The sequence below is a fragment of the Acinetobacter sp. S40 genome, assembly GCF_016624705.1.
In the GTDB taxonomy this organism is placed as follows: domain Bacteria; phylum Pseudomonadota; class Gammaproteobacteria; order Pseudomonadales; family Moraxellaceae; genus Acinetobacter.
This window is the reverse complement of sequence record NZ_JACVTU010000003.1, coordinates 419,239-434,620: the sequence shown is the minus strand read 5'-3', so window position 1 is coordinate 434,620 and position 15,382 is coordinate 419,239. Positions and strand designations below refer to the sequence as shown.

The 15,382-nt window shown below is 39.4% G+C and carries 17 protein-coding genes; 5 read left to right on the top strand and 12 right to left on the bottom strand.

What is annotated here, in order from left to right:
• Positions 1-61 precede the first annotated feature (61 nt).
• The gene (gene galE, locus IAE19_RS07095; protein ID WP_200460230.1) at positions 62-1,069 is read right to left on the bottom strand and encodes a UDP-glucose 4-epimerase GalE; all 1,008 of its coding nucleotides are present in this window, start codon (positions 1,067-1,069) and stop codon (positions 62-64) included.
• A gap of 72 nt (positions 1,070-1,141) precedes the next feature.
• Between galE and tusD the strand changes: the two genes are divergently transcribed.
• The 4 genes from tusD to IAE19_RS07075 are packed head-to-tail and all read left to right on the top strand — an operon-like array spanning position 1,142 to position 2,538.
• Complete coding sequence (gene tusD / locus IAE19_RS07090; protein WP_200460229.1) at positions 1,142-1,510, top strand: sulfurtransferase complex subunit TusD; 369 nt, start codon at positions 1,142-1,144, stop codon at positions 1,508-1,510.
• Positions 1,511-1,555: 45 nt separating this feature from the next.
• Positions 1,556-1,906 (top strand): hypothetical protein, encoded by a 351-nt coding sequence (locus IAE19_RS07085; protein WP_200460228.1) that lies wholly within the window; start codon positions 1,556-1,558, stop codon positions 1,904-1,906.
• Positions 1,907-1,918: 12 nt separating this feature from the next.
• Positions 1,919-2,200: a hypothetical protein gene (locus IAE19_RS07080; protein WP_200460227.1), complete on the top strand. Its 282-nt coding sequence runs from the start codon at positions 1,919-1,921 to the stop codon at positions 2,198-2,200.
• 26 nt (positions 2,201-2,226) lie between these two features.
• Positions 2,227-2,538, top strand: a complete 312-nt coding sequence (locus IAE19_RS07075) for a TusE/DsrC/DsvC family sulfur relay protein (protein ID WP_200460226.1) — start codon at positions 2,227-2,229, stop codon at positions 2,536-2,538.
• A gap of 2 nt (positions 2,539-2,540) precedes the next feature.
• Here IAE19_RS07075 and IAE19_RS07070 read toward each other — a convergent pair whose 3' ends face one another.
• Positions 2,541-3,410, bottom strand: coding sequence for a DMT family transporter (locus tag IAE19_RS07070; RefSeq protein WP_200460225.1), 870 nt, complete (start codon positions 3,408-3,410; stop codon positions 2,541-2,543).
• Positions 3,411-3,536: 126 nt separating this feature from the next.
• On the opposite strand from IAE19_RS07070, the gene IAE19_RS07065 reads away from it, so the two are divergent.
• Positions 3,537-4,919, top strand: coding sequence for a PLP-dependent aminotransferase family protein (locus tag IAE19_RS07065; RefSeq protein WP_200460224.1), 1,383 nt, complete (start codon positions 3,537-3,539; stop codon positions 4,917-4,919).
• Between the two features lie 8 nt (positions 4,920-4,927).
• Here the strand turns inward: IAE19_RS07065 and IAE19_RS07060 are convergent, their stop codons facing one another.
• The 10 genes from IAE19_RS07060 to nirD all read right to left on the bottom strand — a co-directional run bounded on the left by IAE19_RS07060 (position 4,928) and on the right by nirD (position 15,376).
• Complete coding sequence (locus tag IAE19_RS07060) at positions 4,928-5,413, bottom strand: winged helix-turn-helix transcriptional regulator (RefSeq protein ID WP_200460223.1); 486 nt, start codon at positions 5,411-5,413, stop codon at positions 4,928-4,930.
• Positions 5,414-5,507: 94 nt separating this feature from the next.
• Complete coding sequence (modA, locus tag IAE19_RS07055; RefSeq protein WP_200460222.1) at positions 5,508-6,269, bottom strand: molybdate ABC transporter substrate-binding protein; 762 nt, start codon at positions 6,267-6,269, stop codon at positions 5,508-5,510.
• 16 nt (positions 6,270-6,285) lie between these two features.
• Positions 6,286-7,509 (bottom strand): molybdopterin molybdotransferase MoeA, encoded by a 1,224-nt coding sequence (locus IAE19_RS07050; protein WP_200460221.1) that lies wholly within the window; start codon positions 7,507-7,509, stop codon positions 6,286-6,288.
• The gene (gene moaCB / locus IAE19_RS07045; protein WP_200460220.1) at positions 7,509-8,432 is read right to left on the bottom strand and encodes a bifunctional molybdenum cofactor biosynthesis protein MoaC/MoaB; all 924 of its coding nucleotides are present in this window, start codon (positions 8,430-8,432) and stop codon (positions 7,509-7,511) included. The genes IAE19_RS07050 and moaCB overlap by 1 nt, the downstream gene beginning before the upstream one ends.
• 20 nt (positions 8,433-8,452) lie before the next feature.
• Positions 8,453-8,932: a molybdenum cofactor biosynthesis protein MoaE gene (locus IAE19_RS07040; protein ID WP_200460219.1), complete on the bottom strand. Its 480-nt coding sequence runs from the start codon at positions 8,930-8,932 to the stop codon at positions 8,453-8,455.
• A gap of 1 nt (position 8,933) precedes the next feature.
• Positions 8,934-9,185: a MoaD/ThiS family protein gene (locus IAE19_RS07035; RefSeq protein ID WP_200460218.1), complete on the bottom strand. Its 252-nt coding sequence runs from the start codon at positions 9,183-9,185 to the stop codon at positions 8,934-8,936.
• Positions 9,186-9,187: 2 nt separating this feature from the next.
• Positions 9,188-10,213, bottom strand: coding sequence for a GTP 3',8-cyclase MoaA (gene moaA / locus IAE19_RS07030; RefSeq protein ID WP_200460217.1), 1,026 nt, complete (start codon positions 10,211-10,213; stop codon positions 9,188-9,190).
• A 43-nt stretch (positions 10,214-10,256) separates the two neighbouring features.
• A complete protein-coding gene (locus tag IAE19_RS07025; RefSeq protein ID WP_200460216.1) occupies positions 10,257-10,865 on the bottom strand; it encodes an NTP transferase domain-containing protein in 609 nt (202 codons plus the stop codon).
• Positions 10,862-13,642: a nitrate reductase gene (locus IAE19_RS07020; protein WP_200460215.1), complete on the bottom strand. Its 2,781-nt coding sequence runs from the start codon at positions 13,640-13,642 to the stop codon at positions 10,862-10,864. The genes IAE19_RS07025 and IAE19_RS07020 overlap by 4 nt, the downstream gene beginning before the upstream one ends.
• A gap of 99 nt (positions 13,643-13,741) precedes the next feature.
• Entirely contained in the window at positions 13,742-15,376 is a 1,635-nt protein-coding gene (nirD, locus tag IAE19_RS07015) for a nitrite reductase small subunit NirD (protein WP_200460214.1), read from the bottom strand.
• Between the last annotated feature and the right edge of the window lie 6 nt (positions 15,377-15,382).

Here is a 15,382-nt window from a genome sequence, read left to right as displayed (position 1 = left end):
TGCTTGGCTAGTGGCAAGATACTAATCAACCTGTCCATTTTTGTAAATAAGAATCATTTTCTTATTGACCTTTTAATGTATTTTGATAGAAACGCCATTCGTCTTCGATCATTTTTTCTAAACTACGTTTTGGCTTCCAGTTCAATAATTGTTCTGCTTTGGAAATATCGGCACCCAATTGTGCAATTTCATTATGAGTATATAAGGCATCATGCGTTTCAATAGGTGCGTTTGTTACTTCGCTTATAACTTTAATCAAAGAGCCGATTGAGGTTAAATTATCTTGAGCGATATTAAAACTTTCACAACAATGATGCTGATTGTTTAACCAGTATAAACTCGCAAATACTGCTTCACAGACATCAAGGACATGGATAAAACTACGTTCGACAGTTTTGTCAGTGGTGTCCACATTTTTTTGTAGTTCTAGAGAATCACGTTGCATCGCAGCCACTTGTAAAGCTAAAGGCACAATATTCTTTGGTAGCTGAGCAACATTTTCGCCTAGAACGCCGTGTTCAAAGGCCCCTACAACATTTGAAAGACGAAGTATGGCAACTTGCCACTCATTATCCGTCTTCACAGTATCCCGAATGATTTCTTCAACCATCTGTTGCGATTTGATGTAGGGATTATCATAGCTGAAATCAAAAGACTCTTCTTCGCTCAGTGCGATTCCACTCTTCCCATATATGGCCAAACTAGACAGATGGACAAGTCTGCGTACACCTGTACGCTGCATAGAACGTAATAAACTCATGATACAGCTAACATTATCGTTATAGTATTCAAGTGGCTTTAATCTGGATTCTTCTAAAGATTTAAAGCCAGCCGTATGAATTACAGCATCTATCGAATATTGCTCAAACACTTTATTTAGCGCAGGTGTATTGCGGACATCCACTTTAACAAAAGGAACATACATTCCTGAGATATATTCAAGACGTTCTAGTGTTTGTAATGATGCATTTGCCAGATTATCGACTAATATAACTTCTTGACCTTGAGCCATAAGACTCAAAGCAATATGTGAACCGAGAAAGCCTAAACCACCTGTCACCAAAATCATTGTATACTTACCTACTTAATACGATGTGTATGACCCATCACTGACCAGACTCATGACCAAAGTGAAATTTCAATGAGTACATTACTGTTAGTTACTTCTGCTCCTACATCTGTTCATGCATGGCATGCTTTTGAATTAGCTCAAGCACTTCACAAAAAAGGTGAAACACTTCATGTTTTCTTTTACCAAGATGGCGTGCAAGTTGCAAATGGTTTGCAGTGGTTTCCCGATGATCAACGCCATTTAACAAACGAATGGCGAAAACTTTCCATCCGTTTACCAGTTTGTGTAAGTGCTGCCTTAAATCGCGGCATAACTGATGAAGAAAATGCTAAGCGGCATCATCTGTCAGATTCCAATCTAGCTCATGGTTTTGAACTCGTTGGGCTTGGAGAACTGGCGGATGCCTTGCAATCATCTGCACGTATTGTTCAATTTTAAACACGTTTTATATGGTTAGAGTGTTGCTTTTAAAAGGTAAATTGTGTGAAAACTGTACTCGTGATTTTAACACAGGCAAATTTAAGTACCCTGCAAGTCAATGAGAGCATTGCAGCCACCATGGTTTTAGCGACGTTTGGTACTCCAATAAAAGTACTATTACAAGATGCTGCCCTGAGTCTGCTCAAATCAGAAGTCACATTTGAGCAGATTAAGCATGCATTTAAACCCGCCTCAAATATGATCGAAAGCTTTGAATTTTATGATCTTAGCCCCATTCTAGTTGAATCCAGATTTCAAGATCATGCTTTTGTACGCGATAGCCAACAAGAAATTGAATTTATTGAATTGGATGCAAAATTCATTCAATCTTTTAACTATGTTTTGTATTGGTAAGGAAACAAGGCAATGAATTCTTCACTTTATTTGATTCAATCTTCCTCCTCTGCTACACAAAGCGTTTTAGCCAAACTCAAACAAATCTATGATCAGCAAGATCAGGTTATTTTTTTTGGTGAGGCTCTTTCTTTGCTCACTCAAGCAGATTTAGACTATTTTGCTCAATGCTATTGTCTTGAATCTGAACAGGTTTTGTTGGATTTGAATTTAATCCCATCTTTTACCCTATTAAACTCTACTCAGTTTGCAGATTTGGTTTTACAATTTGAACGTTGTATTTCGTTAAAATAATTTTTATGTGTTGCTTAGGCTATTTTATGCAGTTAGAACTCGATCATGATGGACATCTTGTGGATTATACAATCTGGAATAATCAGGTTGCTCAAGAGCTCGCAAGATCTTTGGATTTAGAGTTAACAAATTGGCATTTTGAAATTTTGCATGCCGTTCGCCAATTTTATCAGCAATTTGGCCATTCACCTGCAACCCGCCCTCTAATTAAATATTTAATGAAAACTGTTAGTCCAGAAATTGATAACGCTATACTTCAGCAAAGATTTAATACAGGTCTGGTCGCTCGACATTTAAGCCGTTTAGCTGGCGTGCCCAAACCTGCAAATTGTCTATAAATTTAGGCAAATTTTTTGGCAAATGCTACACATATAATGATTCCTAAAAGTATAAGTAACATGATCCAGCTGATCGATTCATGTAATAGCAATGCTGCTAATGCCAATCCAAATAAAGGTTGTAATAATTGTAATTGACCTACCGTTGCGATTCCGCCTTGTGCCAAACCATTATACCAAAAGAAAAAACCAATGAGCATGCTAAACAAAGAAACATACAGCAATGCAAGTAACGCCGAGAAAGATAAATGGCTTATGGTTAGAGTCGAGTAATTAAGAATAGTGATCATCAACATCACAGGTAAAGAGATCACGAGTGCCCAGCAGATTACCTGCCATCCGCCTATTTTTCGTGATAATTTTCCCCCTTCTGCATAACCTAAGCCACAGACAATAATTGCTGCCAACATATACAAAATACCTAACATATGTGTAGCACTAGGCGTCCTTTCCAAAAAAATATATAGCAGCACCAGAGCACTACCTAAAAGTGCAAATATCCAAAAAATCGGTTTAGGGTGTTCACCGCCCCGTATAACCGCGAAAACGGCTGTACTTAAAGGTAATAACCCGACAAATACGATTGAATAAGCAGCAGTCATATACTGCAAGGCCAATGCAGTAAAGAGAGGGAAACCAATCACTACGCCTAAAGCCACGTAGATTAGTCCAACTCGATCCTGTGCATCGGGTCTTTTGACTTTTAATAATTTTAATAAAATCAGGGCAATCATTCCTGCAATCACTGCACGGCTTCCTGTCAATAACCACGGGCTCATATCCATGACCGCTATACGTGTAGCAGGGAGTGAACCAGAAAAAATGATCACTCCAATTAAACCACTGCACCATGCCAAAATCTGTGGATTCATATCGGTATTACTCTTATTTCATTACTATTTTTATAATTCTGTGTTATGTTTTTTAACAGAGACAATCCAGTACAATTTCAAAGAACTGTACTGTAACAATGACCAGTACAGCAAAATTTGATCATCATGACTAAAATTGAGCAAGTGATTCACCACATCGATGAACTGTTAAAAAGTCGTCGACTGACTCCAGGCATGCGTTTAGCTTCAGTCAGAGCTTTAGCCAAAGAACTCAATTTTTCAGTTGCTACTATTGTAGAAGCGTATGAACGTATGGCTTCCCTAGGGATTATTGAATCACGGGCAGGTGCTGGTTTCTTTGTCTGTGCGCCACTTGAACCCCTAATTCTTTCTCATATAGATCCAATTCGTGAAAAAAATCTGGATCCTCTATGGATTTCACGTCAGCTTCTGGAAGCACCACCGCAATTGATCAAATTGGGCTGTGGCTGGCTTCCTGATGACTGGATGCCGCATGAAACTTTGCGTAAAGCGATTCGAGATGTATCTAAGGGTTCAGTCTTTGAATTAGTGAATTATTCTCCACCTTTAGGTTTATTAGGTTTACGTGAACTATTGGCAAGGCGTTTATATACTAAGGGGATAGAAGTGACACCCCAGCAAATTTTATTGACTGATTCGGGTTCTTATTCAATTGATTTAATTTGTCGTTTTTTATTAAAACCTAATGATGTCGTATTGGTTGATGACCCTTGTTATTTTAATTTTCGTGCTTTGCTTAAAGTTCATCAAGTCAAGATTATTGGGATTCTGTATACTGCACAAGGCCCAGATATTGATGCATTTAAACACGCCATTGAGGAACATCGTCCACGAATGTATATCACCAATTCGGGTATTCACAATCCCACTGGTGCGACCCTTTCACAGCCTACAGCACATCAATTGGTTTCTCTCATTGAAGAAGCCAATATGGTGGTAATCGAAGATGATATATTTTCAGATTTTGAAACGACACATTCTCCACGTTTTAGCGCTTTAGATGGTCTTAAACATAGTATTTATATTGGTAGCTTTTCTAAAACGCTTTCAGCTTCAGTGCGTTGTGGCTATATTGTGGCAAAAGCTGAATGGATTGATCATTTAGTCGATCTAAAAGTTGCAACCAGTTTTAGTCATAGCAATTTATCGGCTCAGATTTTGTACAAGACATTGACTGAAGGTGGCTATCGTAAACATATGGAGCAACTCAAAAGTCGATTAGCTGAGGCAAGGCAATTTTCTGCTCAAATGCTTGAAAAATTAGGAATAAAACTCTGGATTTTGCCTAAAGCTGGTATTTTCCTTTGGTGTGAACTGCCAGCAGACATTGATATTGAAAAAATGGTGCAGTATTGTGCTGAAAAAGGTGTGATCTTGGCTCTAGGAAACTCATTTAGTCAATCAGATAAATTCCAGCAATTTTTAAGGTTTAATGTCGCACAATGCATGCATCGAGACGTTTATGCAATTCTACAAAAGGCCATGCATTACGCACGGCGTTCGTAGATTTAATTTTAAGCCTTTTTCTTTTGAATCTGTTGCATATAAATCGAGTAAGCAGGACTTGGTTTAGCTAAGACCTGTTTAGGATGTATTGCCTCACCACACTCTGAACAGGCTAAAACGGGTTTAAATATATGCCCACAAAGCTTATGCTGATATAACATCGGCGCGCCATTTCCACCATCCATCCATTTATCCGCCCAATTCGCCATAGACAAAAGAACAGGATAAAGCTCTAAGCCTTTTTCAGTTAAACGATATTCAAAGCGTTCCTGTCGATCAACATAAGGGGTTTTCACCAATATTCCATGTTCAACCAGGCGTTTTAAACGTTCTGATAATACATGACGGGTGACTCCTAGGTGTGACTGAAAATCATCAAAGCGTCGAGTATCTAAAAAGCAGTTACGCAAAATAAGCATCGTCCAGCGATCACCCATAATGGATAATGTCCGAGCGATTGAGCATGGCTGTTCACCAATATCATCCCATTTCATCACTGTTCCCGATTTTATTTAGCTACGCCTTAATCATACTTTTCATTGCATAAAAATATCTAGCCGTACTCATCATTTAAACACTCAAATAAGACTATTTTTTATGGGTAAAGCCATAGTTTAATAACAAAGAGCTCACTTTAGGATTGGTTAAAATAAATCGCTCAAACTGGATTGCAGTTTTGTTGGTTTTGCCTTGCGAAGTTAAACTCATATAGTAATCAATAGGATCATGCGTATTTGAGGGAAAGAAACCCATCATTTTGACTTTCTTGCTTGTTAAGGCATCGGTTTGGAACGTGATTCCAACGTCACATTTTCCATTTTGAACGGAATTTAAAATGCTAGTTGTATCATCATGTTGTGTGATACGCGACTGTATATTTGATAACCAACCCAAATGAGTTAAGCTTTGTTTGGTATAAACTCCCAAAGCGCTCGAATCGAGTTGAGCAGTGCATAGATTTCCCTTAAAAGCCTGAGCAAAATTAAACTGTTTTGATTGACCAAATGGAATATCCATATTCACTGATGTAATCGCGACCAATTGATCACTGATTAAATATTTGGCGCGGTTTTTACTGATCAATTTCTTTTGGCTAAGAGACGGTAACTGTGTTTTGTCTGTTGATAAATAAATATCAGCATTTGTTCCCTGTTGCGTTTGTTTTAGCATAGCCATTGGATCTGCAAATACAGTAATAACTTTACTCTCACTATGTTGCTGTTGATAAAGTTTTACAATGTCAGTTAAAGCATTGGCTAAACTTGGTGCCGCGTAAACTCGTACTTCCCCCGCCGAAACAACGCATGTGGTGATGCATAAACAGGAAAATAAACCAAACTGTTTTAACATTATGAACCTTTTATTTTTAGATAAATAGACCTTCTACCAGCTCACCTATGTTCATTTGTTTAGCTGCTGGTATGCGTACTAAACAATTGGTTTGCATCAGGTTGCTTAACATATGAGATTGTTGCCTAGCTAAAGCACTCACTTCAAGTGTGCTTTGATTAAAAGTTGCAACCATCCGTAAAAAACGTTCACGGTTATCCGCTTTAAGTTCTTGGGTGAGGCGCGCTTTAAACCATAGCTGTGGCTCACGTTTATTTTGTAAAGCATCTAATAATAATTTGCCATAAATTTGCATGCAGACATATACTGCAGCTGGATTTCCCGGCAAACCCAGTAAATAGCAACTTCTTTGTTGTTTTTCATACTTGGCAAAATAAAGCGGTTTACCCGGTTTCTGTTTAACTTTCCAAAACATCTGTTCAAAACCGACCGTCATTGAGCATGGGCGTACAAAATCATAATCTCCAACAGAAACTCCACCGGTTGTAATGATCACATCATATTCTGACTTTAAGCAGTCAAATAGCTCTGTTACTGCCTTTGCCTGATCTTCTATATGAAGCACATTGGCATGAATTCCATATTGTTGAAGCCAATTTTCTAATAAAGGACCATTGGCATCAAAAACGTGTGCATTGCTTAGGCTATTTTGTGATTGATTAACTTCATCGCCTGTTACGACTACAGCAACCTTAGGCAATTTAAATACAGTAACGATGTCAACGCCAGCCATACTTAGCGCAGCAAGACTTCCAATATTCATATATTGTCCTGCATTTGCTAAACATTGTCCTTGCGTTACTTCCTCACCTTGCCTTCGAATATCAGCAGAAATATTTAAATGTTCAGTTATCTGGATATTCTGATTATCAATCTTTTTTACGATTTCCTGTCTTGCAACGGTGGTGGTTCCTTCAGGGATTTTTCCACCCGTAAAAATACGAATTGCCTCACCCGCAATTAAACGTAACGTACTTTCCTCACCCGCTCGAATTTCACCGATTAATTTAAACTCTTGATCTTTGATCTCGGTTTGATTTGAGCATAAAGCATAACCATCTACAGCACTTTGATCAAAGCCGGGTAAATTTACTGGAGAATACACAGGTTCAGCCACATATCTGCTTAGGCTATTTTTTAATGGAATAGACTCTGTCGCCAATGCTTTTGGTGTGCTCAAAATATATTGAATTGCCTCATCAATACTAATTAGTCCATGTTCAAAACCACAGGCAGACATTATTCATACCCTCCCGGATGTGGTAAATCACGGCAGACATCGAAAATATGCACAATTGCAGGCAAAAGTGCAGCCATTGATTCAGAAGCGCCACCGCGGCTTCCTGGTAAAGTCATGACCAAAGAACGATCGATAAAACCAGCAACACCACGAGACATAGCAGCATAAGGGGTACGGCGCTGACCAAAAGCACGGGCTGCTTCCATCAGCCCATCCAGTTTACGTTCAAGCAGTGGTTCGAGTGTGTCGACGGTAACATCTCGGTTGCCAATTCCTGTACCCCCTACAGTAATAATACAGGCATAAGATTTGGTCAGTTCTAATACCAGTTCTTTAATCTGCTCTGCGTCATCTGGCAAGATTTGATAATGGATAGGCGTAAAACCTGCCTCCGTTAAAGTCTCTAAGACTGACTTCCCAGCAGTATCTGGCTTTTTCCCCGCGGCTACAGTATCGGAAAGTACAATCACAGCAGCTGAAACAGGCTGACGTAGGGTACGTTTAAAGTGCGATTTACCCCCCTTTTTCTTCAATAACTTACATTGATCCAGCACCAAGTCTTCAGGTTCACAATGCGGTTTTAGCATGTCATAAAGCGTTAATCCGGCAATACTCGCAGCAGTTAGCGCCTCCATTTCTACTCCTGTTGGCCCAATAGTTTCAACAGTTGTTAAAATTTCTACAGAGTTCTCATGCAGTTCATAATCAACTTCAGCACGATAAATAGGCAACGGATGGCAAAGTGGGATTAACTCATCAGTACGTTTTGCCGCCAAAATACCAGCGATACGACCAGTTTTCAGTGCATCGCCTTTTTCAGTATTCCCTTGACGCAATAATTCAATACAATGGGGCGGCGCATATAAAATAGCTTGAGCTTCGGCAATCCGATAACTTTCAGGTTTCATGCCTACATTTTTCATTCATTGATCCGTAAATAAAATTAGTGCTGATGTTGATGTGAATGGTGATGATGTTCGATAGAGTCATGATCTTTACGAATACAACAACCTTCTACAAATTGACTGGTTCCATCCATATAAAATTCTTCTTTCCAGATCGGAACTTCATGTTTGACGCGCTCAACCGCTTCTTCACACGCCTGAAAAGCTTCACGGCGATGCGCTGCATAGGCCACTGCAATAATCGCCATTCCTCCAATATCCAAAGCACCAATCCGATGAATAACACGCACATAGGAAACCCCATATTTTTGGGTAATCTCCTGTTCAATCTGACGAATCATTTTTTCAGCTACAGGTGTATAAGAGGTGTACTTTAAAGCTTTTACTGCACGTCCTTCATGATGATTGCGCACAGTTCCCTGAAAAATACCAATACCACCACATTCTGGAAATTCACTGATAGAGTCAAAAGTTTCCAGACGTAAATCTTGTGCTTGTATTCGTTGAAATTCTTTCATATCACCCTCCTGCTACAGGTGACAAAAGTACTAACGTACAATCATGCTTTAAAGTGGCTTGACGCGACACGATATCTTCACCTATCGCACAGGCACAGCGTTCTAATGCTTTTTCTGCCTGAGGGAATTGTTCAGTAATTTGATGCAGTACATCACCGACCAAAATTGCACTGGGATAATCCAAAGCCAATTGAGGAGGAAGCTGTCGTTCTATGGCACCATAGGCTTCTATTTTGACCTGAATAGTGGACATGTTTACCCTCCTAACATATGCATACTAATTTTTCGGGATTGTTGGTTCAGGCTATGAAAACCTTTTGCTTTGCGCCAGATATACGCAGAGGTTTGCTGATAGAGAGTTTGCTGGACAAACTGACGAATCTTCTCATCTTTTTCTGACACCAATTGATTAAGTAATGGCTTAAGCATAAGCCCTTGTGTTGCAAATAAGCAGTTATAAAGTTCGCCTTGTGCGGTTAAACGAATACGATCACATTCACCACAAAATGAATGGCTAATCGTCGAGATAATCCCCACCTCATATTCACCATTTAAACGATACAATCGGGCAGGTTCATGTTCTTGTTTGAGTTCTTGGATGTGAAATTGGTTAGATAAAGTCTTTAAAATATCCTGCTCTGTAACTACATCTGCCTGCGTCCACTTTTGATCTCCATCTAGCGGCATAAATTCAATAAATCGTAATGAAATATTATGCTGGTTTGCCCAGTTCACCATAGGTAAAATCTGGTCATCATTTTTACCTTTCATCAAAACAGTATTAATTTTAAACGGCAAGTCCACTGCTTGAACGGCAGCAATTCCATCCAAAACGGGTTTTAATTTTTTTTTAGTTAATGATAAAAATTGTTCAGGATCTAAGCTGTCCAAGCTAATATTCAGATCATCCAGACCCGCCAGTTTCAAATCATGTGCATATTTAGCCAGATAATGGGCATTGGTCGTGATTGAAATACGTTTGAGGCCTTTATGCCGCAATTTTTGCAAATCCCTAATAAAATGAACAACCCCTAAACGCATGAGGGGTTCACCACCCGTAATACGGATTTTTTCAATTCCATTTTGCACCATAAAATCACAAAACTGATAAAGTGCTTCAAAGCTCAGTAAGTCTTGTTTCTTCATCCATTCAGGATGTTCTGGCATACAATACACACATTTGAAATTGCACCGATCCGTTACGGAAATTCTTAGTTTCCGTTTATTACGCCCATATTGATCCTGAAAAATCGATGGGGTTATCGAAGCAATTCCATTCATGCATTTAAACTCGTTTCATGCTGCATATATATTTATCATCGGGTCATGTAAGATAATTCAATTGTTTATACTGCTGAAGTTCATCCAGTGAATTAATACTATGAAAAAATAATCGATGTTTACGAAAATATGCAACCTGTGCATGCAAATCTTTTCTGCATTTATTTAAGCTTAATTGCTTTTCCTGCAAATGTTGTTGTAAAACTGTGCAACTGGTTCGCTTCATCAAACAAAATGGATAGAGTGCATCTCCATTTATATTCACATAAGACATCATTGCGTGTTGATCCTGAAGTAAAGTCTCATACAAAGTTTGGATGACCTTATTAGGAATATAAGTGACATCACAAGGAATAAATAAGACATAATCGGCCTGAACATGTGCCCATGCACTTTTCATCCCCATCAATGGCCCTAAAAAGCCAGCCTGATCATCTGCATAACATTGAATATCAGGAATAATTTGCTGATAAAGCCCACTATCGCGGTGACTATTGATCCAAATCTTTCCAACCTGATCTTTGAATGTATTGTAAATCTTTAAAAGTTGAATTTGATCATCAAAGGTTTGTAATAATTTATTTACGCCATTCATACGTCGCGCCTGGCCACCGGCTAAAATGACCAAATCTGTATGAGGATATTTCTTCATACTTCAGCCTCCTGCTGACAAGCTTTAATAAGACCACGAATTTCAGGTAAACATGAACCACAGTTTCCACCCGCTTTTAAGCATGCAGTGACTTGTTTTTCATGCGTGATATTTTGCATTTTAATGGTTTCAATAATCTTATTTTTTCCTACTTTAAAGCAACTGCAGACCAATGGTCCATCATTATTCGAGGCAGACATTGGAGTCCCTGCAAGCAATGCTTTACGATGCAAGGCGCTCAAACGCTCACGCTTAAATAGACTTGCGACCCAATCCCGATCAGGCAATAAATCAGAAGGTGCAATATACAAACTTGCAATCAAAATGCCATTTTGCAAAATAATACTATGACTGAGTTGCGATGAAATATCTTCCAGGCTTAACCATTCATAAGTCTCATCGACAAAAGGTAAAAAGTTTTTTAGATTTTTCTGAATTTGATGAAAACTTTGACGATCCGCTATCTCATAACGTATTGCCTTCGCCGTCTTAATCTTGGTCCACCATGCGCAATTTTGCAATGATGACTTGATGTAATGTTCAAAGCCATCACGCACATATAAAACCCCTTGCCACGTAGTATGAAATGGCTGAATAGCAACTGGCGTGTGTTTAAACTCTGGCTCCCCTGAGATTACATCCACCACGGGATTGACCACTTTGCCAATCCGGGCATCTGATGCCACTTGCTCCGTCCAGTGAATTGGGGCAAAAATTTGTCCACGGCGTATGCCTTGAGCGAGTGTTACCCGTAATACACAACTGCCCCATTCTGAACGCACTTCAACTAAAGCTCTATCTCGAATACCAAATTTTAATGCATCATTGGGATGTATCTCACAAAACGGCTCGGCTCTATGGGTGGTTAGATTTGCCGATAAACCAGTGCGGGTCATAGTATGCCATTGATCACGAATACGACCTGTATTCAAAATTAATGGATAATCTGTGGAAAGAGCATGGACAGGATCAATCGCAACGGTCGCAATTAGCTTGGCTCTTTTATTTTTATGGCTAAAACTTCCTTGATCGAACAATTGCTCAACGCTTATATTTTGATCTTTTCCCCACACAGGCCATTGCGTGGGGCGAAGATGGTCATATTCTTCTACACTTAAATTCATTAAGCCTTTTAAATTGAAATAGCGAAAATTTTCGACGTGATCACGTTGTTCTACACTTACATTTTGATAAGCAGATAAAGCAGCATGTTCATTGAAAATGTCACAAGCCTGATTAAAATCAAAACCTGCAAATCCCAGTTTTTTTGCAACTTCACACACTGCCCACCAATCTGCTTTGGCTTGCTTAGGAGGAGCCAGAAATGCGCGTTGCCGTGAAATGCGGCGCTCAGAATTGGTGACCGTTCCATTTTTTTCACCCCAACCTAATGCAGGCAAGAGCACATCAGCATAGGCCGTAGTATCCGTATCTGCGCAAATATCTGAAACCACTACAAACTCACATTTTTCCAATGCGCGTTTAACTTGATCTGCATCTGGTAAGCTCACTACAGGATTGGTGGCCATAATCCAGATTGCTTTAATTTTGCCGCTTTCTATGGTTTGGAACAGATCAACAGCTTTTAAACCTGCTTGTTTGGCAATCAAAGGACTATTCCAGAAATCTTGTACCAGATTTTGGTGTGAGGGATTATCTAAATCCAAATGAGCTGCCAACATATTGGCAAGCCCACCCACCTCACGACCGCCCATAGCATTCGGTTGCCCTGTCATTGAAAACGGCGCTGCTCCTAATTTCCCAATTTTTCCAGTCAATAAATGACAATTGATAATACTATTGGCTTTATTCACCCCCTGTGAAGATTGATTCACCCCCATTGAAAATAACGTCATTACTTTCTTGGTGTGCGCAAATTTATTAAAAAACAGTTGTAATTTTTCTGCTGAAATTCCTGTGCGTTTCTCTAGCTTATTGAAATCAGATTCACTTTTACTAACATCTAATAAAGCCTGTAAACCTTCTGTGTATGTTTCAACAAAATGATGATCGACATGATTATGGTTATATAAGTGCTGAAATAAACCATTGAATAAAGCCACATCCTGACCAGGTAAAATAGGCAAATGTAGATCTGCTTGCTCACAGGTACTGGTAAAACGAGGATCCACCACCACCACAAATAAATCTGGATTCTTGGTCTTGGCTTGCATAATGCGTTGATACAAAACTGGATGGCACCATGCGGTGTTAGAACCAACTAAAACCACCATGTCCGTATGTTCAAAGTCTTCATAACTGGCAGGAACAATATCTTCCCCAAAGGCGCGTTTATGTGCCGCAACCGCAGATGACATACATAAGCGCGAATTAGTATCAATATTAGCAGTGCCCAAATAGCCTTTAACGAATTTATTGACTACATAATAGTCTTCAGTCAACAACTGACCTGAGACATAAAATGCAATACTATCGCGTCCGTATTGGTCAATACAGGCTTGAAACTTAACTGCAATTTTTTCAATAGCTTGATTCCATGTAGTGACTGTACGATGGTTTTTACGACCAAACATCGGATGTAATACACGGGTTTCCAGTCCCAAAGTATCAGCCAGATTGCTACCTTTAATACACAACCGTCCAAAATTTGAAGGATGATTCATATCACCCGCAACTTTTACTATAGCGCCCTGTGCTTTATGTTGGACACTGACATCTACCCCACATCCAACACCACAGTAAGGACACGTTGTTTTTGTAACGATGGTTCCTGCTTGCTCGGAGCGACTGTGTTCTAAAGGTTGAATACTGTTCATAACTGCCCCTTTAACTCGTTAATCTCTCTAAAGATGCTTACTCTCAAGAGTCTTGCTGAGTTTTCATCTTATTTTCAGGAATTTAACCTCTTAGAAATATTACCCTGCCTTTTTCATTGCAAAATCCTTACCAAATAACAATTTATTTCTAAATGTTGAAACGGGTGTTTGATCTGCGATCAACTCGGCATACCACATTCCATCTTCAGTATCCCCGAACAAAACTGCGCCAATCACTTTGTCTTTTTGGATAATAATACGTTTGTAAATTTGACGTTTATCGTCATTTAAAATGATGTCTTCATAATCTTCTTTTGTTTCGCTATTTTCTAAATCAATTCGACCAGCAGAGAAAACATCCACACCACTGACTTTTAACTGAGTTGGAACTGTAGGTGATTTAAATGTCAAACTTCCATGTTCAGCCAAGTGCGTTGCACAAATAAATGCTTGTCCCCAAAGTGGCTCAACCAAACCAAAAGTTTGATTACGATGCTCGATACATTCGCCCACTGCATAGATACTTGGGTCAAAGGTTTGCATCGTGTCATTGACTAAAATACCGCGATTACATCGTAATCCTGCATTATGAGCCAAGCGAATATTTGGACGAATACCGACTGCGAAGATGACTAAATCAGCTTCAAGCAACGTTCCATCCTTAAGCCGAACTTGGCTGACATGACCGTCATTACCAATTAAAGCCTCTGTATTCGCTTCAGTAATAATATTAATGCCTTTTTTCTCAATGCTATGGCGTAACATCGCGCTGGCACGTTTATCCAGTTGACGATCCATAATTCGGTTCATCAAATGCAGCACTGTCACATTCATGCCTCGTTGTTTGAGACCATAAGCTGCTTCCAGTCCCAATAAACCGCCACCGATTACCACTGCATTTTTCTTGGTTTCACAATATTTGAGCATAGTATTCACGTCATAAATATCACGAAAACTAATCACTCCATTCAAATCGGAACCTTGCACTGGAGGAATAAAAGGCTTCGAGCCTGTTGCAATGATCAATCGATCATAATCTACATGTTCACCTTTCTCTGTGTGTACGACTTTCCGGGTACGATCAATCTTTACAGCAGGATCATCGGCAATCAATTTAATGCCTTTTTCGCTATACCACACATGTGGATGTAACATAATGTCATCAATGGTTTTTTCGCCTGACAAAACGGGTGATAGCATAATACGGTTGTAATTACCCCAAGGTTCTTCCCCAATAACGGTCACCTCATAACGATCTGGTGCCATGTCAAGTAGGTCTTCTAAACAACGCATACCCGCTAAACCATTACCAATCAGCACCAGTTTCAGCTTTTCTTGTGAAATGCCATTATTAGTAATATACGTTTTTTGTGGAACTGTACCCACCCAAACCCGGCCATTCTCAATTTTAGTCGGGAAAACCAATAATTTTTGGTCTTTATCTTCCAGACAACGTCCAGTTGCCAAACTAAAATGTTGCTTGTAAATTGGCGATGCGATGACACGTTCCCCTTGTAAATCTCCAATAATGCCACGACACATTACATTGGCTTGGCTGAATGGGTCTTTATTACTAAGCGCATAAATGCGTTTCTCGTAACCTACACGAAATAATGCGACTGACTGACCTTCAATGAGCGCGCCCACACCTGTATTAGGCGTAATATCGTCTAAGTTACATACATCCACCCAGTGACTTTCTGGTAGCATATTGATGTTCTTTAAACTGGTCATCTCTAT

What these genes read in the sequence shown, in the direction of transcription:
- galE (WP_200460230.1), bottom strand. Translation starts at nt 1,069, where the DNA reads ATGATTTTGGTGACAGGTGGTTTAGGCTTTCTCGGTTCACATATTGCT.
- IAE19_RS07075 (WP_200460226.1), top strand. Translation starts at nt 2,227, where the DNA reads ATGCAGTTAGAACTCGATCATGATGGACATCTTGTGGATTATACAATC.
- IAE19_RS07040 (WP_200460219.1), bottom strand. Translation starts at nt 8,932, where the DNA reads ATGAAAGAATTTCAACGAATACAAGCACAAGATTTACGTCTGGAAACT.
- nirD (WP_200460214.1), bottom strand. Translation starts at nt 15,376, where the DNA reads ATGACCAGTTTAAAGAACATCAATATGCTACCAGAAAGTCACTGGGTG.
- moaA (WP_200460217.1), bottom strand. Translation starts at nt 10,213, where the DNA reads ATGAATGGAATTGCTTCGATAACCCCATCGATTTTTCAGGATCAATAT.
- IAE19_RS07020 (WP_200460215.1), bottom strand. Translation starts at nt 13,642, where the DNA reads ATGAACAGTATTCAACCTTTAGAACACAGTCGCTCCGAGCAAGCAGGA.
- modA (WP_200460222.1), bottom strand. Translation starts at nt 6,269, where the DNA reads ATGTTAAAACAGTTTGGTTTATTTTCCTGTTTATGCATCACCACATGC.
- IAE19_RS07050 (WP_200460221.1), bottom strand. Translation starts at nt 7,509, where the DNA reads ATGTCTGCCTGTGGTTTTGAACATGGACTAATTAGTATTGATGAGGCA.
- IAE19_RS07060 (WP_200460223.1), bottom strand. Translation starts at nt 5,413, where the DNA reads ATGAAATGGGATGATATTGGTGAACAGCCATGCTCAATCGCTCGGACA.
- tusD (WP_200460229.1), top strand. Translation starts at nt 1,142, where the DNA reads ATGAGTACATTACTGTTAGTTACTTCTGCTCCTACATCTGTTCATGCA.
- moaCB (WP_200460220.1), bottom strand. Translation starts at nt 8,432, where the DNA reads ATGAAAAATGTAGGCATGAAACCTGAAAGTTATCGGATTGCCGAAGCT.
- IAE19_RS07065 (WP_200460224.1), top strand. Translation starts at nt 3,537, where the DNA reads ATGACTAAAATTGAGCAAGTGATTCACCACATCGATGAACTGTTAAAA.
- IAE19_RS07080 (WP_200460227.1), top strand. Translation starts at nt 1,919, where the DNA reads ATGAATTCTTCACTTTATTTGATTCAATCTTCCTCCTCTGCTACACAA.
- IAE19_RS07025 (WP_200460216.1), bottom strand. Translation starts at nt 10,865, where the DNA reads ATGAAGAAATATCCTCATACAGATTTGGTCATTTTAGCCGGTGGCCAG.
- IAE19_RS07070 (WP_200460225.1), bottom strand. Translation starts at nt 3,410, where the DNA reads ATGAATCCACAGATTTTGGCATGGTGCAGTGGTTTAATTGGAGTGATC.
- IAE19_RS07035 (WP_200460218.1), bottom strand. Translation starts at nt 9,185, where the DNA reads ATGTCCACTATTCAGGTCAAAATAGAAGCCTATGGTGCCATAGAACGA.